This window comes from Enterobacter sp. MGH 4 (assembly GCF_000534735.1).
Classification (GTDB): Bacteria; Pseudomonadota; Gammaproteobacteria; order Enterobacterales; family Enterobacteriaceae; genus Enterobacter; species Enterobacter intestinihominis.
The window spans coordinates 141,844-162,450 of record NZ_KI973295.1; the positions used below are offsets into that span (position 1 = coordinate 141,844).

17 protein-coding genes are annotated in these 20,607 nt (G+C 59.0%); 7 read left to right on the plus strand and 10 right to left on the minus strand.

Annotated elements, in window-relative coordinates; translation table 11 throughout:
* The first annotated feature begins 159 nt into the window (after window positions 1-159).
* Window positions 160-1,329 (plus strand): coiled-coil domain-containing protein, encoded by a 1,170-nt coding sequence (locus L350_RS05410; protein WP_022649453.1) that lies wholly within the window; start codon window positions 160-162, stop codon window positions 1,327-1,329.
* Here L350_RS05410 and L350_RS05405 read toward each other — a convergent pair whose 3' ends face one another.
* Window positions 1,330-2,094, minus strand: coding sequence for a siderophore-interacting protein (locus tag L350_RS05405; protein WP_032626343.1), 765 nt, complete (start codon window positions 2,092-2,094; stop codon window positions 1,330-1,332).
* A gap of 145 nt (window positions 2,095-2,239) precedes the next feature.
* Between L350_RS05405 and L350_RS05400 the strand changes: the two genes are divergently transcribed.
* Window positions 2,240-2,734: a PadR family transcriptional regulator gene (locus L350_RS05400; RefSeq protein ID WP_017382401.1), complete on the plus strand. Its 495-nt coding sequence runs from the start codon at window positions 2,240-2,242 to the stop codon at window positions 2,732-2,734.
* Here L350_RS05400 and L350_RS05395 read toward each other — a convergent pair.
* Window positions 2,731-4,290 (minus strand): methyl-accepting chemotaxis protein, encoded by a 1,560-nt coding sequence (locus tag L350_RS05395; protein WP_032626345.1) that lies wholly within the window; start codon window positions 4,288-4,290, stop codon window positions 2,731-2,733. The two genes, L350_RS05400 and L350_RS05395, sit on opposite strands and share 4 nt — an antisense overlap.
* Window positions 4,291-4,529: 239 nt before the next feature.
* Window positions 4,530-6,050, minus strand: coding sequence for a methyl-accepting chemotaxis protein (locus L350_RS05390; RefSeq protein WP_032626346.1), 1,521 nt, complete (start codon window positions 6,048-6,050; stop codon window positions 4,530-4,532).
* 422 nt (window positions 6,051-6,472) lie between these two features.
* On the opposite strand from L350_RS05390, the gene ygjG reads away from it, so the two are divergent.
* On the plus strand, window positions 6,473-7,852 hold the full coding sequence (gene ygjG / locus L350_RS05385) for a putrescine aminotransferase (protein WP_032626348.1): 1,380 nt from the start codon (window positions 6,473-6,475) through the stop codon (window positions 7,850-7,852).
* A gap of 138 nt (window positions 7,853-7,990) precedes the next feature.
* Here the strand turns inward: ygjG and lsrG are convergent, their stop codons facing one another.
* Genes lsrG through lsrA form a run of 6 tightly spaced genes read right to left on the minus strand, consistent with a single transcriptional unit; the run spans window position 7,991 to window position 13,676 of the window.
* The gene (lsrG, locus tag L350_RS05380) at window positions 7,991-8,284 is read right to left on the minus strand and encodes a (4S)-4-hydroxy-5-phosphonooxypentane-2,3-dione isomerase (RefSeq protein WP_022649458.1); all 294 of its coding nucleotides are present in this window, start codon (window positions 8,282-8,284) and stop codon (window positions 7,991-7,993) included.
* Entirely contained in the window at window positions 8,281-9,168 is an 888-nt protein-coding gene (gene lsrF / locus L350_RS05375) for a 3-hydroxy-5-phosphonooxypentane-2,4-dione thiolase (protein ID WP_022649459.1), read from the minus strand. Before lsrF ends, lsrG begins: the two co-directional genes overlap by 4 nt.
* A gap of 11 nt (window positions 9,169-9,179) precedes the next feature.
* Complete coding sequence (lsrB, locus tag L350_RS05370) at window positions 9,180-10,181, minus strand: autoinducer 2 ABC transporter substrate-binding protein LsrB (protein ID WP_032626349.1); 1,002 nt, start codon at window positions 10,179-10,181, stop codon at window positions 9,180-9,182.
* 1 nt (window position 10,182) lies between these two features.
* Window positions 10,183-11,160, minus strand: coding sequence for an autoinducer 2 ABC transporter permease LsrD (gene lsrD, locus L350_RS05365; RefSeq protein WP_032626350.1), 978 nt, complete (start codon window positions 11,158-11,160; stop codon window positions 10,183-10,185).
* On the minus strand, window positions 11,161-12,192 hold the full coding sequence (gene lsrC / locus L350_RS05360) for an autoinducer 2 ABC transporter permease LsrC (protein WP_022649462.1): 1,032 nt from the start codon (window positions 12,190-12,192) through the stop codon (window positions 11,161-11,163).
* A complete protein-coding gene (gene lsrA, locus L350_RS05355; protein WP_032626352.1) occupies window positions 12,189-13,676 on the minus strand; it encodes an autoinducer 2 ABC transporter ATP-binding protein LsrA in 1,488 nt (495 codons plus the stop codon). Before lsrA ends, lsrC begins: the two co-directional genes overlap by 4 nt.
* A 215-nt stretch (window positions 13,677-13,891) precedes the next feature.
* Here lsrA and lsrR point away from each other — a divergent pair, with 215 nt between their 5' ends.
* The 3 genes from lsrR (at window position 13,892) to L350_RS05340 (ending at window position 18,702) form a co-directional block, all read left to right on the plus strand.
* Window positions 13,892-14,863, plus strand: a complete 972-nt coding sequence (gene lsrR / locus L350_RS05350; RefSeq protein WP_022649464.1) for a transcriptional regulator LsrR — start codon at window positions 13,892-13,894, stop codon at window positions 14,861-14,863.
* A gap of 33 nt (window positions 14,864-14,896) precedes the next feature.
* Window positions 14,897-16,483, plus strand: a complete 1,587-nt coding sequence (gene lsrK / locus L350_RS05345) for an autoinducer-2 kinase (RefSeq protein ID WP_032626354.1) — start codon at window positions 14,897-14,899, stop codon at window positions 16,481-16,483.
* A gap of 197 nt (window positions 16,484-16,680) precedes the next feature.
* Window positions 16,681-18,702, plus strand: coding sequence for an NADPH-dependent 2,4-dienoyl-CoA reductase (locus L350_RS05340; protein ID WP_032626358.1), 2,022 nt, complete (start codon window positions 16,681-16,683; stop codon window positions 18,700-18,702).
* Window positions 18,703-18,834: 132 nt separating this feature from the next.
* Here L350_RS05340 and rlmG read toward each other — a convergent pair whose 3' ends face one another.
* Entirely contained in the window at window positions 18,835-19,971 is a 1,137-nt protein-coding gene (rlmG, locus tag L350_RS05335) for a 23S rRNA (guanine(1835)-N(2))-methyltransferase RlmG (protein WP_032626360.1), read from the minus strand.
* Between the two features lie 83 nt (window positions 19,972-20,054).
* Between rlmG and L350_RS05330 the strand changes: the two genes are divergently transcribed.
* The gene (locus tag L350_RS05330; RefSeq protein ID WP_032626362.1) at window positions 20,055-20,558 is read left to right on the plus strand and encodes a M48 metallopeptidase family protein; all 504 of its coding nucleotides are present in this window, start codon (window positions 20,055-20,057) and stop codon (window positions 20,556-20,558) included.
* The last annotated feature ends 49 nt before the right edge of the window (window positions 20,559-20,607 follow it).

Here is a 20,607-nt window from a genome sequence, read left to right on the forward strand (position 1 = left end):
GTTCCAGAAGGAAGATTCAACAACTCTCACTCTTTCACAAACCCTAAAAACTAAAGAAATCCCCCATCGCGCCGATCATCATCCGTGTGTATTATTTCCTTTAGCTTTTACAACAACTAACCTTAACTCAAATACTTAAGCGCCAGAGCGAAAGGCATCATGAGCACACCGATCAAACGGCTAGAAATCATTAAAAATGCCATTGAGCTGGAAGATGACGACATCATCCGGAGCCAGTTGAAACGTCTCAAAGAGGAAGCCTTTGACGATAATCTCCTGTCCATCGTCGCGGCGCTTGAGCAGAAAAATTACACCGCAGCCCTTCGCGCTATCACCGCCTGGCTGCAAAGCCAGCGCGCCGTTACCCCGTGGCGTGACCCGCAACTGGCGGCCAGCAAGCTGGAGCTGAAAGCTCTGGAAGAGCGCTTGCGCGATCTGATTGATCGCCGTAACGCCCGGGTACAGCAGCTTGATGAATTCAACGATCTCTATTTCTCCCGCCTCGGGCCGTTGATGCAGCAGATCCTCGCCCTGCGTAAAACGCTGGCGGAGCTTAACCTGCGTCGTCAGCAGGCGGAGACGCGTCGTCGGGAAGAGGATTACCGCCGCTGCCAGGGCTATATGGCGCAGGCCGTAGAGGTTCTGACAACGCTCACCCGGCGCTGGCGAGATCTGCCTGCGGATTCCGTTCAGGCGGCAGAGGCGCGCAAGCATCTTCAGCAGCAAAGTAATCTGATTGCCAACCTACTGGCCGAAGCGATGGAGCTGGAGACCGGTTTAACGCGTGAAGAAGAGCCAGCACGTCAGGCGCGCGATGAGGCCAACGAAGAGTATAAAAAGTATCGAGAACAGCATCATGATGCCGAGGTGCGCCTGCGTAAAGGCAAGGATCTCTCTGAAGAGGATCGGAACGAGCTGAAGCGGCTCTGGCGTCAGGCGAGCAAGCTATGCCACCCGGATCTGGTTGCCGATGATTTAAAAGAGGAAGCCAACAGGATGATGGTGCAACTCAACCAGGCCAAACAGCGCGGCGACGTGAAGGCCATTCGCTCGCTGGTCGCCCGTCTGCAACAAGGGTTTGAACCGATGATGGCGAGCGACAGGCTGAACGACCTGGAACGTATTCGCAAAAAAATGGCGCAGGTGCGTGAGCAAATCGACACCCTGGTGAACGAGCTGGCAGAGCTGGAGAAGGAAGAGTCCTGGCTGCTCGTCTCGTCGCTCAGCAATATGGAAGCCTACTTTGCCCAGCAGGAGAAAGCGCTGAGAGAGGTATGCGCCTCGCTCGAACATCAGGTGAGCGAAGCGCAGCTGGATCCCGCAGCCTGATTATTTGGCGTGCCAGTACGCACTGGCACGTACCAGCTGTGGGTCAATTGCGTCGGTTTCAAACTGACGGCTCAGGCGTTTCACCACCTTCCCCTCTCCGGTCAGCCAGATAAAGTAATCCTCTTCCGGCACGGCCAGCGCTGCAAGATGGTCGGCTACCGCCTGCTCGTTGTGGCCGATAACCCAAGTGATGTTGAACCCGCTCAGGTGCGCCAGATAGTCCTGGTACGCCGCATCGCCCACGGTGACGATGGCGTGGATCGCCGGGGGAACAGGCAGTTTTGCGATGCTTTCTAAACGGCGACGCAGCGCGGGCATACCCGACTCGTCGCACACGTACAACTGCCAGGCGTAATCTTCCGGCACCACCAGCGAACCACGCGGACCGCCGATGGTCAGCTTGTCGCCCACCTTCGCCTCTACCGCCCAGTTGCTGGCAATGCCGCCATCATGCACGAAAAAATCGAGCGCCAGCTCGTGTTTTTCGTCATCGTACAGCGGGGTGTAGTCACGCGCCTGCGGACGCACCCCGTCGCCCCAGTCGATGCCTTCATCGGTCACCACAGGCGGCACGAAAGGGGTGCCCGGTGCCGGGAAAAAGACTTTGGTATGGTCGTCAAAGCCGCGAGAGCTAAAGCCCTCCAGCGCCTCGCCGCCTAGTACAATGCGCTGAAATCCTGCGCTGACTCGCTCAGTGCGCATCACGTTCAGCTCACGAAAACGCAGGTCATTGCGGACACGTTGAGGGTAACGGGTAGATGCCATGTTGATGCCCTTCTCAGGTGAATACGATATATCGGAATGAATTTTTAATGATAATGATTGCTATTAACTCAGAAATCAAGATCTTTTAGATTGCATCTGAATATATCTTAGATATAGTTTAGATATATCAAATTGAGGAAGAAACATGCGACACGAACACGACGGCGGCGGACGCCGGCCACGATTTTTTGGCCATGGTGATTTGCGGCTGGTGATCCTGGATATCCTGACCCGCAACGCGAGCCATGGTTATGAGCTGATTAAAGAGATCGAGAACCTGACGCAGGGACATTACACGCCAAGCCCTGGCGTGATCTACCCGACGCTGGATTACTTGCAGGATCAGGCGCTGATCACCATTACCGAAGAAGAGAACGGCCGTAAGCGGATTGCGATTAACGCCGCCGGGCAGCAATGGCTGGATGACAATCGGGAACAGCTGGAGCAGATCCAGACGCGTATCAAGGCGCGCTCCGTCGGGTTCCAGCTGCGCAAAAACCCACAGATGAAGCGGGCGCTGGATAACTTCAAAGCGGTTCTGGATCTGAAGGTTAATCAGGGAGAACTCAGCGACGCGCAGTTAAAACAGATTATCGGCGTGATTGACCGCGCGGCACTGGAGATCTCCCAGCTGGATTAAGCCAGCACGCCGTCGCTCACGCGGAACACGCGGACCAGCTCTTTCAGGTGCATCGCCTGTTCGTTAAGGGATGCCGCCGCCGCAACGGACTCCTCCACCAGCGCGGAGTTCTGCTGGGTGGTGGCGTCTATCAGGCCAATCGCGCTGTTGATCTGCGAGATACCTTCCGTCTGTTCATGGCTGGCCTGGCGAATTTCACGCAGGATGACGTCCATCTCTTCCACGTTGCCGACCATGCCGTTGATAAGCCCGCTGGCTTTCTCCACAAGGTTCATGCCGTCCTGCGTCTGGCTTGTGGAGCTTTCAATCAGCTGGCGGATCTCACTCGCAGATGTTGCACTTTTCTGCGCGAGCTGGCGTACCTCGCCCGCCACCACCGCAAAGCCGCGACCATGCTCACCTGCGCGCGCCGCTTCGACCGCCGCGTTCAGCGCCAGAATGTTGGTCTGGAAGGCAATGGCGTCGATCAGGTCGATAATGTCGGACATCCTGTTCGATGTTTCGTTAATCAGGCGCATTTTGCTGGTGACCTGCTTCATCATCTCGCCGTTGTTTTTGACCACGGCAGCCGCATCGGCAGACAGGTTCGTCGCTTCTCCGGTGTGGGACGCGGTGTTCTTTACCGTGGCGGTAATCTGCTCCATCGACGCGGCCGTCTGCTCAACGGAACTGGCCTGCTCCTCCGTGCGGGCAGCCAGATCCTGGTTGCCTGCGACAATCTGCGCGGCGGCGCTGGAGATGTTTTCCGATCCGGTTTGCACCTGCTGCACAATCTCCAGCAGGCGCGTTTTCATCTCCATCAATGCGGTGAGGAGCAGTCCGGTTTCATCTTTACCGTGCGAGGTAATGCTGCCGGTGAGATCGCCATCGGCGATGGCCTCCGCAAAATTCACCGCGTCGTTCAGCGGGCGGGTAATGGATCGCACAATGAACCAGCCAGTCAGGCTGGCTGCCGCGACGCTGAAAAGCGTAATCAGGATCAGCAGCAGACGATTAGTGCGGAAATCGCCTTCCACCTGCTCGCCCGCACTCTGCATTTCATGATCCTGGATCGCAATCAGCGCCTGCACTTTCGCTTTATAAGACTGTTGCAGGTCCAGGGTGTTGGTCATCATCTCGTTTATCGCGCCCGCACGGTCGTTATTCTGCACGGCCTGCAAAATGCGGTAGCGCGAGTCAAGATATTGCTGGCGTACGCCGTGGATGTCCGCCAGCACCTGTTGGGATTTTTTATCCTTGAGAGCGTTGTCCAGCTCGCTCAGGATTGCGGTGATGCGCTCGCTTATCGCCTTCAGACGCTGTTCTGATTGCGTCGTGTACGTTCCTTGTTCGTCCAGCAGCATGAGCTGCTGCGTGCTGATAAATTCCTGGAAGTTGTCGATTAACTGGTTCGCTTTTACCGTAGTTGGATAGTCGCTGGTAAGAATGGTTTGCATTCCATTGTTTGCCCGATTCAGGCTCATCAGAGACAAGCTTGCGCTGACGACCATCAGGACAATAAATAATCCAAACGCCAGAAATAATTTCGTGCCGATCTTTACGTCATGTATGAACATATTTACCCCATCGATGTGATTATTTCTCAGACGATCGCTGTTATCGGTAGGAAAAGAGCTAACTTTATGACTTTGATCGTTTTTTTATTTCTCACTTTCAATAAATCCGGGGCGTAACAATTAAAAATCGGGTGATTTTTTTAGTTACTTAATATTTCATTAACAACATAACTTATTCTGAAAAACAAAAAAGCCGTTTACCCCGGAGGAATAAACGGCTTTATCGAAGCATGCATTTCTTAATGCAGCACGGTAACCGCATCTTCAAGACGTCCGGCCCGGTGCTTAACCATCGCGGAAATCTGCGCGCTCTCTTCGACCAGGTCAGCATTTTTCTGCGTAATGCTGTCCAGTTCTGCCACGGCACGGGTCAGCTCTGTCAGGCCTGTCGCCTGCTCGGAGGTGGAGTGGCTGATCTGCGCGATAAGCTGCGTGACGTTTTTCACCTGCTCGACAATATCATCCATGGTACGTCCCGCGGCGTGGACCTGATCGGCGCCCGACTGCACTTTGCTGGCGCTGGCGTCGATCAGCTTGCGAATATCGTTAGCCGCGTTCGCGCTGCGGCTGGCAAGATGACGCACTTCGCCCGCCACCACCGCAAAGCCTTTCCCCTGTTCGCCCGCGCGTGCCGCCTCAACCGCGGCGTTCAGCGCCAGAATATTGGTCTGGAAGGCGATGTCATTGATAAGCGAGGTAATAGAGCCAATGCGCTGGGTACTGTCGGCAATGTCATCCATGGTTTTCACCACGGTCTGCATCACGGTGCCGCCCTGCGTGGCCGCGCTGCTGGCAGCCATCGACAGCTTGTCGACTTCGGCTGCGGTCTCAGAGTTACTCTGCACCGACGCCGCCATCTGGTTCATTGTTGCCACGGTCTGCTGCACGTTAGCCACGGTCTGGCGCGTGCGGTCGTTGAGATCTTCATTACCCTGCGCCAGCCTGTCGCTGCCGTCGCGCACGCTCACCACCTGGCTGGAGACGTCGTTGATCAGCCAGCGGCACATCAGCCCCAGTTGTCCGACGGCCCGCAGCGTCAGCCCCAGTTCATCGCTGCGGTTAAGATGCTGCACGCTGTTACGCTCGCCGGTAGCGACCCTGAGCGCCTGCCTTGCGACGTTTTCCACCGGGCGGACAATCTGTTGCTCAAACACCAGGGTGCCAAGCAGCATCACCACGGCTGCCGCCACCAGCGAAGCCCAGCCTGCGGCACTGGCAACCAGCGTTGCAGTCATCACCGCAAAAAGTACCGCCATTACGCTACGCACGCGCCAGCGCAGCGGCATCGCCGGTAATTTGCCGAGCCAGCCTTTGCGTACCACCAGCCCTTTATGAATGCGTTTTTTGCTACGTCCTTCATTGAGCGCCTTATAAAGCGGCTCCACCGCGGCGACCTCGTCCTCGGTGGCGCGGGTACGAATGGACATATAGCCCGTCATCTGGCCGTTACGCACCATTGGTACCGCATTGGCGCGTACCCAATAGTGATCGCCATTTTTACGTCGGTTTTTGACAATCCCGCTCCAGGGCTCGCCCTTTTGCAGCGTGTACCACATGTCGGCAAAAGCCGCTTTCGGCATATCCGGGTGGCGCACAATGTTGTGCGGCTGCCCGAGCAACTCCTGAAGCGTAAAGCCACTCACTTGCACAAAGGTGTCGTTAGTGTGGGTCATGTAGCTGTGGAGGTCGGTAGTCGACATAAGCGTGGTGTCATCGTCCAGCGGATATTCATTCTGGGTGACATAGTCAGGAGAGGACATAGTGAGCATCCCTTGCAGGTTATTTGAATGTTAATTTTGTGGCTTATGTTTTTTCGGCGATAAAAAATTTATCTTTAGTTGTTAAATATGATTGAGATCGCAAATCTCTGTTAAACCGCACTTTTCGTACGCTTTTCTAATTAATTGATTTAAAATACTTTCAACACGAAACTACCTACAAAGCATTATCCCCCGGCGCACACTTAAGGCGCATTTCCTGCCCTGGAGCAGTGCAATTGACGAAACCCCATCCCCGGCTCGTTATCCCTTATCCCGTGCGGCGCGCGATGGCATGATTAAATATTGTGCAACTTTGATTTCACCTGGCGTTTATCCCGATTTTTGTTAAGGCATCTGAGGTGGCGTAATCCCTGCAATACTTAACTCAGTATCATGTGATACGCGATCCCCGGGAGCATATTTTGAACAGGTTACCTTCCAGCGCCTCGGCTCTTGCCTGTACCGCGCACGCACTGAATCTCATTGAAAAGCGAACGCTTGATCATGAGGAGATGAAACAACTTAACCGTGAGGTCATTGATTACTTTAAAGAGCATGTGAATCCTGGTTTTCTGGAGTATCGCAAATCTGTTACCGCCGGCGGGGATTACGGAGCCGTAGAGTGGCAAGCGGGGAGTCTGAATACGCTTGTCGACACCCAGGGACAGGAGTTTATCGATTGCCTGGGTGGTTTTGGTATTTTCAACGTGGGGCACCGTAATCCAGTTGTGGTTTCCGCCGTACAGAATCAACTTGCGAAACAACCTCTCCATAGCCAGGAACTGCTCGATCCGCTTCGCGCCATGCTCGCGAAAACGCTGGCAGCCTTAACGCCCGGTAAGCTGAAATACAGCTTCTTCAGCAACAGCGGCACCGAATCGGTCGAAGCGGCGATTAAACTCGCCAAAGCGTACCAGTCGCCGCGCGGGAAATTCACCTTTATCGCCACCAGCGGCGCGTTCCACGGGAAATCCCTGGGCGCACTGTCGGCTACCGCCAAATCCACCTTCCGCAAACCGTTTATGCCGCTGCTGCCGGGCTTCCGCCACGTACCGTTCGGCGACATCAACGCCATGCGCACCATGCTGAGTGAATGCCGTAAAACCGGCGACGACGTGGCGGCGGTGATCCTGGAGCCGATTCAGGGCGAAGGAGGCGTGATCCTCCCGCTGCAGGGCTATCTGCCCGCCGTGCGTCAGCTGTGCGATGAGTTTGGCGCGCTGCTGATCTTCGACGAAGTGCAGACCGGGATGGGACGTACCGGCAGGATGTTCGCCTGCGAGCATGAGAACGTTCAGCCAGACATTTTATGCCTGGCGAAAGCGCTCGGCGGCGGCGTGATGCCGATTGGCGCAACGGTCGCCACTGAGGAGGTCTTCTCGGTGCTATTCGACAACCCGTTCTTACATACCACCACCTTTGGCGGTAACCCGCTGGCCTGTGCGGCAGCGCTGGCCACCATCAACGTGCTGCTGGAGCAAAACCTGCCTGCGCAGGCGGAGCAAAAAGGCGACATGCTGCTGGACGGCTTCCGTCAGCTGGGCCGGGAATACCCGGATTTGGTACAGGATGCACGCGGGAAAGGGATGCTGATGGCGATTGAGTTCGTTGATAACGAAACCGGTTATAGCTTCGCAAGCGAGATGTTCCGCCAGCGGGTACTGGTGGCGGGAACGCTCAACAACTCGAAAACCATCCGCATTGAGCCACCGTTGACGCTCACCATTGAGCAGTGTGAGCAGGTGCTGAAGGCGGCGCGCAAAGCGCTGGCGGCGCTGCGGGTGAGCGTGGAAGAGGCGTAAAAAACGCCGGGTGGCGCTACGCTTACCCGGCCTACAACATACTGCAGATGTCGGCCCGGTAAGCGCAGCGCCACCGGGCAAACACCGCCCCCTCTCGCCCCCGTAGGCCCGGTAAGCGCAGCGCCACCGGGCAAAACGCTACTCCGGCAACAACCCCACAAAGCAGCGTTTTTTGCGCGGCTCTGACATCAACTCTTCGAGCTTGTCCACGCACGCCAGATAGTGTGGCGTTTGCTTATGCGCCAACACCGCCTCTTCGTCTTTATAGGCCTCATAGATAAAGAACCGGGTTTTCACCCTCGGGTCCTGCAAGACGTCAAAGCGCAGGTTTCCCGGCTCCTGGATCGCCCCCTCGTGGTTGGCGCGAAACACCTCCAGAAACTCATCCACTCGCTCGGGTTTGATGTTGATTTCCACCAGCGTCACGTTCATTTTGCTTCTCCCTGTTTCTCTTCCTGCCAGAACTGGAACGCCTCACGGGCGCTCATGTTCTCGTGAACCACTTTCTTCACCGCCTTCAGCATGGCGAGCGGCGCGCTGGACTGGAAGATGTTGCGCCCCATATCCACGCCGGACGCGCCCTGGTCAATCGCCCGCCAGCACATCTCAAGCGCCTCATGCTCCGGCAGCTTTTTGCCGCCCGCGATAACAATCGGCACCGGGCAGCTGGCGGTCACTTTTTCAAAGCCCTCGTCCACGTAGTAGGTTTTGACGAACTGGGCCCCCATTTCGGCTGCGATGCGGCTGGCGAGCGAGAAATAGCGCGCGTCGCGCGCCATCTCTTTACCCACGCCCGTCACCGCCAGCGTCGGCATGCCGTAACGCGCCCCCGCATCCACCAGCTTGATGATGTTGTTGATTGACTGATGTTCAAACGGGCTGCCGATATAGACCTGCGCCGCCACCGCGCAGACGTTCAGGCGCAGCGCGTCTTCCATCGCCACCGCCACGCACTCGTTAGACAGCTCGCCCAGAATCGAGTTACCGCCGGAGGCGCGCAGCACCACCGGTTTGTTCGTCGCGGCAGGTACCTGGCTCCTGAGGATGCCGCGGGTACACATCAGCACGTCGGTTTCGCCAAACAGCGGCGCGATGGAGAGATCGATACGCTCAAGGCCGGTAGTCGGCCCCTGAAAGTAGCCGTGGTCAAAGGCCAGCATCACCGTACGGTTGCTCTGCGGGTTGAAAATGCGCGAAAGCCGGGACTGCATGCCCCAGTCGAGCGAACCGCAGCCCTTCAGGGTGTACGGCACATTCTGCTGCGGCGTACCGATGCCAAAATCCTTGCCGTCTTTGATGTCGTCTAAATCAGCCATTTGCTCCCCCGTCAGAAATCGTATTTGCTGATGTTCTCTTTGGTGAACACCACCCGCTCCGGCAGCAGCACGATGCCGTTGCCCTTCGCCTCATACTGGTAGCCCTGCACACTGTTCGGCTCGACCTTCAGCGTCCCGATATCTTTCACCTCCACGCTGTCGCCAGGGTTAAGATCGCCTTTTTTCAGTAAACGATCGGCGACATTGACTGCAATTTTGCCCTGCTGCACCACGTCCCACAGGCCGAAGGCTTTCACCGTGCCGCGCTCAACGTACGGACGCATCACGTTTGGCGTGCTGAAGCCGACAATCGCCACCCCTTCCCGCTTCAGGTTTTCCGCCGCCTGTGCCGCCGCCGGCAGGGCGTTGGCGTCCGGGGCGATGATCGCATCCAGATCCGGATAGGCTTTTAAGATCCCCTCGGCGGTTTGCAGGGATTTAGTGGCGTCGTTATAGCCAAACTGCGTGGTGACGACCTGCCACTGGGGATGGTCTTTCTCGATTTTGGCCTTCGCCTCTTTCACCCACTGGTTCTGGTCGGTGACGGTGGGGCTGGAGTAGAAGAACGCCACTTTAGCGTTCGGTTTGGTGACCTGTTTGCCTGCCATCTCCACCAGCAGGCCGCCCAGCTGTTCCGGCGTGCCCTGGTTGATGTAAATGCTGCGGCACTCCGGTTTGGTGTCGGAATCCCAGGTCAGGACCTTCACGCCGCGCTGCATCGCGCGCTTCAGCGCCGGGCAGAGACCGTCCGGCGACACGGCAGAGACGATGATGGCGTTATAGCCCTGGTTGACGAAGTTATTGATCAGTTGCACCTGGCCGGAGACGCTCGGCTCGGTCGGGCCGTCGTAAGTCACGTCCACGCCAAGTTCTTTCCCCGCCTCTTTCGCGCCGTTGCCGCCGCTGGTGAAGAATCCCACACCCACCAGTTTTGGGATAAAGGCAATGCGGTCCGCCGCCTGCGCCGAAGCGAAGCTGAGGGCCATTGCCAGGACGAGCAGTTTTGTTTTCATCTTACGCTCCGGATAGTTTTCTGAAGAGAGAACGCACCCATTCACGGTGCAGACTCAGCGAACGCCCCATCACCACCACAACCAGCAGCGCCCCTGACAGCGCGCTCGACACCTGGTTGGGGATACCAACCATCTGTAAACCCTGTTGCAGGTACCCCACCAGCAGCGCAGCCAGCGCCGTACCGACAACCGAACCTGAGCCGCCGTAGATATTCGCTCCGCCGAGCACGGCGGCGGTGAGCGCAGGCATCAGTAAATCGCGCCCCAGATCCGAACGCGCGGAGCCGAAATAGGAGACCATCACCAGCGCGGCAATCGCCGAGGCCACGCCCACCAGGCCGTACAGCGCATACGGCATACCGTTCACCGACAGCGCCGCATAGCGCGCCGCGCGCGGATTCTGGCCAATTAAAAACAGATGCCGACCAAAGCGCCCGCGATGGGTAATCAGCCAGAAGAAAGCGGTAATCACCGCGAACAGCACCAGCGGGATCGGCAGGCCCAACACCGTGAGGTTAGCGAACGCCGTGAAGCTGTCCGGGAAGCCGCCGATCCCCTCGTAGCCCGTCGCACCCGCTATGCCGGAGAGCAGCAGCGCCCCGCCGCCGTAGAGGTAGAGCGTGCCGAGGGTGATCACTAAAGGGCTGATGCCGGTGTAGTGGATCAGCGCCGCATTCACCAGTCCGCACAGCAGGCCGAGCAGCAGCGTCAGCGGGATGGCGACCGCCATCGGCCACCCCGCCTGCATCATCACCCCCAGCGCGATAGCGCACAGGCCGATGGTTGAGCCGAGGGAGATGTCGATCCCGCCGCTGATAATCACCAGCGTGAGCGGTAGCGCCACGATACCAATGCAGATAAAGTCGCTGGTGCTGAACAGCAGCATATTGATGTCGAGCATGCGCGGGTTGATGGCGCCGAAGAGCAGGATCTCCAGCACCAGTAAAATCAGCAGCGCGCTTTCCCAGTTAAGCCTCATTTACGCCACCTCTTTGTTGCGTTTGGGAAACGGGGTGACGTGCTTTCCCCCTCTGTTACCCGGCTGGAAACGGCTGTATTTCAGCGCCCGCTGATGCCGTGAGAGCGCCTGACGCAGCCGCCCGTCGAGCACCAGCACGCCCAGCAGCACCAGCCCGGCGATAAAGTCGTTCCACCACGCCGGGAGCCTGAACAGCACCAGCACGGTATCGATTTGGGTGAGGAAGAACGCGCCGAGGAACGCACCGACCAGCGTGCCGGTACCGCCCAGCAGCGAAATGCCGCCGAGCACGCAGGCGGCAATGGCCTTCATCTCCAGCCCGCTGCCGGTCTGGTTGGGCACAAAGCCAATCTGCGCGGCAAAGACGATCCCGGCGCAGGCCGCCAGCATGCCGTTGAGGGTAAAGGCGATCATACGGGTGCGGTTCACCGCCACGCCCAGCTGACGCGCGGCGGCGAGGTTATCCCCCACGGCGTAGAAATCACGGCCAAAGGCGGTGCGCGACAGTATCCACGCGCCTGTGACCACGATTATCAACACCACAATGCCGAGCGGCGAAATGCCGACGGCGGCAGGCTCAGAGAGGGATTTCAGCCCCGGCGGCAGCCCTTCAATCCACTTCCCGCCGGTCCAGAGCAGCATCGCCCCGCGGTACAGCCCCAGCGTGCCGAGGGTGGCGACAATCGCTGGAATGCGCAGCCCCACCACCAGAAAACCGTTGAACGCCCCCGCCAGCGCGCCAATCGTCAGCGCGAAGAGAATGGAAACGGGCAGACTGTAGCCGCTGTTGAGAGCCACGCCGACGGCAATGGCGGACAGCCCGACGGTGGAGCCGACGGAGACGTCGATATTACGGGTCAGCATCACCAGCGCCGCGCCGATAGCCAGCAGGATCAGGATCTGCGAGCTGGCGAAGATCATCCCCAGCGTCTGTAAGCTCAGGTACGACGGGTTCAGCGCCACCAGCACGGCGAACAGCGCCAGAATGGCGAGAAACGCGCTCAGCTCGCGGTTTTTCAGTAAGATCTTCATGGTTGCCCTCCAAACGCCAGCGCCATCATCCGGTCGAGGCTGACGGCGTGGCGCGGCAGCTCGCCGCTGAGCACGCCCTGATGCATTACCAGCACCCGATCCGCGAGGCCGGGAAACTCATCGAGATCGCTTGAGATCATCAGCACCGCCACGTTCTGCGCCGCCACGCTTTTCAGCAGCTGATAAATATCGGCGCGCGCCGAGACGTCCACGCCGCGCGTCGGTTCATCGACGATCAGCAGCAGCGGGTTGGCCTCCAGACAGCGCGCCAGCAGCACCTTCTGCTGATTACCACCGGAGAGCGTGCGCACGGTTTGATCCGCATGGTTGAGCTTGATCCCCAGCGCCCGGTGATAGCGTTCCACTACCGCAGACTCCCGCTTTCGCTGCTGCCAGAGCGACGGCTCGTTCAGCGCCACGGTGTTCCAGCGGATCGGCGCGTCGAGAAACAGGCCGGACACCTGCCTGTCTTCCGGCAGATAGACCAGCCCTTTTTCCAGACGTGAACTGACCGGATCGGCGGTGATCTCCTGGTTCTCCAGCCACACCCGCCCGCCGCGTACCGGACGCAGACCGTAAAGCGTTTCGGCAAACTCGGTACGCCCGGACCCCACCAGCCCGGCCAGACCGACGATCTCCCCGGCGTAAATCTCAAGGCTGAGATCGATAAACCCTTCCCCGGTGAGATCCTCCACCCGCAGCACCGGGAAATCCTGCGCCTGGGTTCGGCGGTTGCCCGGCAGCGCCAGCCACAGCTTTTGCGTATCGCTTAGCGACTTTTCCCGGCTGACCGGCGTCATGGCGGCGATCAGGGCGTTATCGTCAAAGTGCGCGGTTTCGCCGCTCAGCACCACCGCGCCGTCGCGCATCACCGAGACGTGGCTCGAAAGCATGCGAATTTCCGGCAGCTTGTGCGAGATAAAAACAATGCCAACGCCGAGATCCTGCAGCGCGCGGATCTGGCGAAACAGGCGTTCGGTCTCGCCCGGCGTGAGCGATGCCGTGGGTTCGTCGAGGATCAGAATTCTGGCGTTGCGCATCAGCCCGCGCAGGATCTCCACCATCTGCTGATCCGCGACTTCCAGAGTGCTGGCAGCGGCATCGAGATTAAGCTGACATTGCAGCTGCTGGAGTTTCTCCGCCAGCCGCTTTTCCCGATCTCGTTCGCGCGGCAGACGAAACAGGATGTTTTCCCGCACCGTCAGGTTGGGGAAAAGCAGCGGCTCCTGTGGCACCAGATAAATGCCTAACCGGTGCGCCTGCGACGGGGTAAGCCGTGCAAAAGACTCGCCCGCAACCGAAAGCTCACCGCGATCCGGCGTTTCAACCCCGGCGATGATTTTCATCAACGTCGATTTTCCCGCGCCGTTACCGCCCATCAGCGCATGCACCTGCCCAGCAAGCAGCGTGAAATCAATGCCTTTTAACACAGGCACGCCAGAGAACTGTTTGCAGATGTCACGTGCCTCGAGAAGTGGTGTCATCATCGCTCCGCTATTGAACAAATGATTTTTAGATTTAATAATGTTCAAAAGCGTAGACGGTGAACTATATTTACAACCGTGCAGGGATCACAGTTTTATCGATTGAGATTCAGATAAACCGGGAAGGATCGAAAAGATCCGTTTTGTCGCGTGGCTCACATTTTCACGCCGCACCATCACGAACATATGATCTAAATTTTTATAAGAGTTCAACTATGAGCGATAAACGCACTGCGGAAGAAGGACGGTTTGCCGGGCTGGCACTGGCGGAAGAGGAGCTGGTGGCGCGCGTGGCCTGGTGCTACTACCACGACGGGCTGACCCAGAACGACATCGGCGAGCGGCTCGGGCTGCCGCGCCTGAAGATCTCCCGCCTGCTGGAGAAAGGCCGTCAGTCCGGGGTGATCCGCGTGCAGATAAACTCCCGCTACGAGGGCTGCCTGGCGCTGGAAACCGAGTTGCAACAACGATTTGGCCTGAAGCTGGTGCGCGTGATGCCCGCCCTGAATACGCCGCCGATGAACGTGCGGTTAGGCATTGGCGCGGCCCAGTCGCTGATGGGCGTGCTGGAGCCCGGCCAGCTGTTAGCGGTGGGCTTCGGTGAAACCACCATGAGCAGCCTGCAACACCTGAGCGGCTTTATTAGCTCACAGCAGATCCGCCTGGTGACGCTCTCCGGCGGCGTGGGGCCGTATATGACCGGTATCGGCCAGCTGGATGCGGCCTGTAGCGTCAGCATGATCCCTGCCCCGCTTCGCGTGTCATCCGCTGAAGTCGCCGGGATCTTAAAGCGCGAAACCAGCGTGCGGGACGTGATCCTCGCCGCCACCGCCGCTGACGTGGCGGTGGTCGGCATTGGCTCGGTGAACCAGCGCCGTGACGCGACGATACTGCGCTCCGGCTATATCAGCGAAGGTGAACAGTTGATGTACGCCCGCAAGGGCGCGGTCGGCGATATCCTTGGCTATTTCCTCAATGCCGAAGGGGAATGCGTCGAGGAGCTGGAGATCCACAAAGAACTACTGGGCGTCACGCTCGATGAACTGGCACAGCTGCCCACCATCGTAGGCGTGGCCGGGGGGGAAGAGAAAGCCGATGCGATTTATGCCGCACTGAAGGGCCGCCGTATTAATGGCCTGGTGACGGAAGAGACGACAGCCCGCGCGGTGCTGGCTCTGGCCATTTAAGAGCCCTCCCTGCGCTAACAATGAGGCATGCTCATGAGTTACCTTTTAGCGTTAGATGCAGGGACAGGCAGCGTTCGCGCCGTTATTTTCGATTTGCAGGGCAACCAGATTGCCGTTGGCCAGGCCGAGTGGAAACACCTGAGCGTCGAGAACGTGCCGGGCTCAATGGAGTTCGACCTCGACACCAACTGGCAGCTGGCCTGCCGGTGTATTCATCAGGCGCTGGAGCGCGCGCGCCTGAGCGCGGCGGATATTCAGTCCGTCGCCTGCTGTTCGATGCGCGAAGGGATTGTGCTGTACGACCGCAACGGCGAGGCTATCTGGGCCTGCGCCAACGTCGACGCCCGCGCCAGCCGAGAGGTAGCTGAACTCAAAGAGATCCACGACTACCGGTTTGAATCCGAAGTGTATGACGTTTCCGGCCAGACGCTTGCCCTCAGCGCCATGCCGCGCCTGCTGTGGCTGGCGCACCATCGTCCGGATATTTATCGTAAAGCCGCCACCATCACCATGATCAGCGACTGGCTGGCGGCGAAGCTCTCCGGCGAGCTGGCGGTGGACCCGTCCAATGCGGGCACGACGGGCATGCTGGATCTCTTCTCCCGCGACTGGCGTCCGGCGCTGCTCGACATGGCCGGGCTGCGCGCCGATATCCTCTCCCCGGTAAAAGAGACCGGCACCGTACTGGGGGCCATCACCAAAGCAGCCGCACAACAGAGCGGTCTGCGCGAGGGCACCCCGGTGGTGATGGGCGGCGGCGACGTGCAGCTGGGCTGTCTGGGGCTGGGCGTGGTGCGCGCCGGACAAACGGCGGTGCTGGGCGGCACCTTCTGGCAACAGGTGGTGAACCTGCCGCAGGTGCGCACCGACCCTGAGATGAACATCCGCGTAAACCCGCACGTTATCCCCGGCATGGCGCAGGCAGAGTCGATCAGCTTCTTTACCGGGCTGACCATGCGCTGGTTCCGCGACGCCTTCTGCGCCGAAGAGAAGCTGATTGCCGAACGCATGGGAATGGACCCCTACTCCCTGCTCGAAGAGATGGCGAGCCGCGTCCCGCCGGGCTCCCACGGGGTGATGCCGATCTTCTCCGACGCGATGCATTTCAAACAGTGGTACCACGCCGCGCCGTCGTTTATTAACCTCTCCATTGACCCGGAAAAGTGCAACAAAGCGACGCTGTTCCGCGCGCTGGAAGAGAACGCGGCGATCGTCTCGGCCTGCAACCTGGCGCAGATTTCTCACTTTTCCGGCGTGACGTTTGAGAGCCTGGTGTTTGCCGGCGGCGGCGCAAAGGGCGCCCTGTGGAGCCAGATTTTAAGCGACGTCACCGGCCTGCCGGTGCGCGTGCCAGAAGTCAAAGAGGCAACGGCGCTCGGCTGCGCCATTGCCGCAGGAGCTGGCGCGGGGCTGTTCGCGGATATGGCCTCGACGGGCGAGCGGCTGGTGAAGTGGAGCCGCGAGTTCACGCCAAACCCGGCGCACCGCGAGCTGTACGACGGCATGATGCAGAAATGGCAGGCGGTGTACGCGGACCAGCTCGGGCTGGTGGACAGCGGGCTGACAACGTCGATGTGGCAGGCGCCGGGCCTGATGCGCGACACACGCCCCTCACCCTAACCCTCTCCCCAGAGGGGAGAGGGGACTGCTCCGTGCGGCCTTTCACCCTCTCCCCTCTGGGGAGAGGGCCGGGGTGAGGGGTGAAGTTCTTTGAGATCTATCACAATCATTCGATCCCGCTTTTACCTTTCTGCCGCCGCTGGCTAAATTAGTAACTCATCCGACCACATAACAATAATTTTACACTGGAAGAGACTATGAGCCGCTACCCGTCGTTATTCGCCCCTCTCGATCTGGGGTTCACTACCCTCAAAAACCGCGTGTTAATGGGCTCAATGCACACCGGGCTGGAGGAGCGTCCGGACGGGGCTGAACGTCTGGCAGCCTTCTATGCCGAGCGCGCGCGCCACGGGGTGGCGCTGATTGTCACTGGCGGCGTAGCCCCTGCCCCTTCCGGGGTGACGATGGAGGGCGGCGCGGTGTTGAACGATGCGACACAGCTGCCGCACCACCGCATTGTGACCGACGCGGTTCACATCGAGGGCGGCAAAATCGCCCTGCAAATTCTGCATACCGGGCGCTACAGCTATCAGCCGAACCTGGTTGCCCCCTCGGCTATTCAGGCACCGATTAACCGCTTTACTCCCCATGCCCTCAGCCATGACGAGATCCTGGCGCTGATTGAGGACTTTGCTCGCTGCGCCGCGCTGGCGCGGGAAGCGGGCTACGACGGCGTGGAGGTGATGGGCTCAGAAGGCTACCTGATCAACGAATTCCTCGCCGCACGTACCAACCAGCGCGACGACGAATGGGGTGGTGACTATGCCCGCCGCATGCGTTTTGCCGTGGAGGTGGTGCGTGCGGTGCGTGAACGTGCGGGTGCGGATTTTATTATCATCTTCCGCCTGTCGATGCTCGACCTGGTGGAAGGCGGCGGCACCTTCGACGAAACCGTGCAGCTGGCGCAGGCGATTGAAGCCGCTGGTGCCACCATTATCAACACCGGGATTGGCTGGCACGAAGCGCGCATCCCCACCATCGCCACGCCGGTGCCGCGTGCGGCGTTCAGCTGGGTAACGCGCAAGCTGAAAGGCAAAGTCTCCGTTCCGCTGGTGACCACTAACCGCATTAACGATCCGCAGGTGGCGGACGATGTGATCTCCCGCGGCGACGCCGATATGGTGTCGATGGCGCGTCCGTTCCTCGCGGATGCCGAACTGCTCTCCAAAGCGCAAAGCGGCCGTGCGGATGAGATCAACACCTGTATCGGCTGTAACCAGGCGTGTCTGGATCAGATCTTCGTCGGCAAGGTCACCTCCTGCCTGGTGAATCCCCGCGCCTGCCATGAAACCAAAATGCCGATCGTTCCTGCGACCAACAAGAAGCGTCTGGCCGTGGTGGGCGCAGGACCCGCTGGCCTGGCGTTTGCGGTCAATGCCGCCTCGCGTGGGCACAGCGTGACGCTGTTTGATGCGCTGGCGGAAATCGGCGGGCAGTTTACTATCGCCAGACAGATCCCCGGCAAAGAGGAGTTCTATGAAACGCTGCGCTATTACCGCCGGATGATCGAGGTGACGGGCGTCGATCTGCGGCTCAATCAGGTTGTCAGCGCGGCGGATCTGATCGGTTTCGACGAGGTGATCCTCGCGAGTGGGATCGCCCCGCGCACCCCTGCGATCGAAGGCATCGATCATCCGAAGGTATTGAGCTATCTGGACGTGCTGCGCGACAAAGCGCCGGTTGGCGAGAAGGTGGCGATCATCGGCTGCGGCGGGATCGGTTTTGATACCGCGATGTATTTAAGCCAGCCGGGCGAAGCCACCAGCCAGAACATCGCTGAGTTCTGCGTGGAATGGGGCATTGATACCAGTCTCAGTCAGTCCGGCGGTTTACGCCCGGAAGGTCCGCAGCTGCCGAAAAGCCCGCGTCAGATCGTGATGCTCCAGCGTAAAGCCAGCAAGCCGGGTGAAGGGCTGGGGAAAACCACAGGCTGGATCCACCGCGCCACCCTGCTCTCGCGCGGGGTGAAGATGATCCCGGCGGTGAGCTACCAGAAGATCGACGACGACGGGCTGCATGTGCTGATCGGTGGTGAACCGCAGCTGCTGCGCGTGGATCATGTGATTTTGTGCGCCGGACAGGAGCCAAAGCGCGATCTGGCCGATCCGCTGCGCGAAGCGGGTAAAACGGTGCATTTGATCGGCGGGTGCGACGTGGCGATGGAACTGGATGCGCGGCGGGCGATTGCGCAGGGGACAAAACTGGCGCTGAGTATTTAACGGCATCGCCCGGTGGCGCTTCGCTTACCGGGCCTACGGGTCCGAGGCCATTGTAGGCCCGGTAAGCGAAGCGCCACCGGGCATTTGAAACCGTAGGCCTGTGCAAGCGAAACGCCGCCAGGCAAAACGATCTTATCGACGACGCCCCAGCTTCACCGACTTCAGCACCACAAACTTGTTGTTTGTCGCAATGGTGACGCAGTTACCGAAAATCTTCTTCAGCTTGTGGAAGTAGTCCAGATGGCGGTTCGCCACGATGTACAGCTCGCCGTTGATTTTCAGGCAGCGGCGCGCGTGGTGGAACATCTCCCACGCGACGTTATCCGTCAGGGCGTGCTTCTGGTGGAACGGAGGATTGCAAAACACCGCGTTGAAGTGGAAAGGCTCTACGCCGGACAGCGCGTTATTGATCATAAACTCGCAGCGATCCAGCGCCTCCGGCAGATTGGTTTCCACGTTCAGACGGCTTGAAGCCACCGCCATTGGCGATTCGTCGCTGAACACCACGCTGGCCTCCGGGTTCTTCGCCAGCAGCGTCAGGCCAATCACGCCGTTACCGCAGCCGAGATCGACAATCTCCCCTTCCAGGTTTTCCGGCAGATGTTCCATAAAGAAGCGTGCGCCGATATCCAGACCGGTACGGGAGAAGACGTTCGCGTGGTTGTGGATGGTCCAGTCGGTCCCTTCCAGCTTCCAGCTCAGGGTCTCTGGCGCGTCGGCCAGTTCCGGCGCGCTGAAGGTACAGTTGATCAGGCGCGCTTTTTTCCAGGCCAGCGTCGTAGTGGTCGGGCCGAGCACTTTCTCGAACAGTTCCAGCGTCGAGGTGTGAATATCACGCGCCTTGGCGCCCGCGATGATGCGCGTTTCTGGCGTCACGACTTTACGCAGCGCGCGCAGTTGCTGCTCCAGCAACGCCATGGTTTTGGGCACTTTAATCAGCACCACCCCTGGCGCCTGCGGGTAGTCCGCGGTGCTGTCGAGGAACTTCACGCTGGATTCGTCGATATCGTTGTGACGCAGGTTTTCACGCGTCGCCAGCTCGCTTAAGTAAGAATCGCCGATACTGTAAGGCGCATGTTCCGCCAGCGCACAGCCCAGCGCGCCAAACGCGTCATTCAGGATCAGAACCGGGCCGCGGATTTCAGTCTCATCCAACTGCTGCAGCAGATATTCATCCGCCGCTTCCCACGCCTGAAGCGGGTTCACGTCGTCCGTTTCCGGGAAACGTTTAAGGTTGAGTGAACGGAAACCGTTGTCTAAGTGGCTCATCGGCCCTCCTGAATGGTAAAATTTGGCGTATCCCTGAAAAGGGTGCGTGAGTATACCCGTTTTATTGTCGATTTGGGGCGTTGATGAACCAACTTACTTATCTCCAGGGCTACCCGGAACATTTGCTTTCCCAGGTTCGTGACCTGATTGCCGGGGGAAAGCTCGGCGCGGTGCTGGAAAAACGTTACCCGGGTACGCATGATTTCGCGACTGACAAAGCCCTCTGGCAGTATACGCAGGATCTGAAAAGCCAGTATCTGAAGAGCGCCCCGCCGATCAACAAGGTGATGTACGACAACAAGATCCACGTGCTGAAAAACGCGCTCGGCCTGCATACCGCCATCTCCCGCGTGCAGGGCGGCAAGCTGAAGGCTAAGGCGGAGATCCGCGTCGCGACCGTCTTTCGCAATGCGCCGGAAGCCTTTCTGCGGATGATCGTGGTGCACGAGCTGGCGCACCTGAAAGAGAAAGATCACGACAAAGCGTTCTATTCCCTGTGCTGCCATATGGAGCCGCAGTACCACCAGCTGGAGTTTGATACCCGTTTGTGGCTGACGCATTTATCGTTAAAGAGTAATGCGCAGTAGCGCACGCGAAATGTCATGAGGACGTGCTACAGTGGCTTTAGGTTCCCTG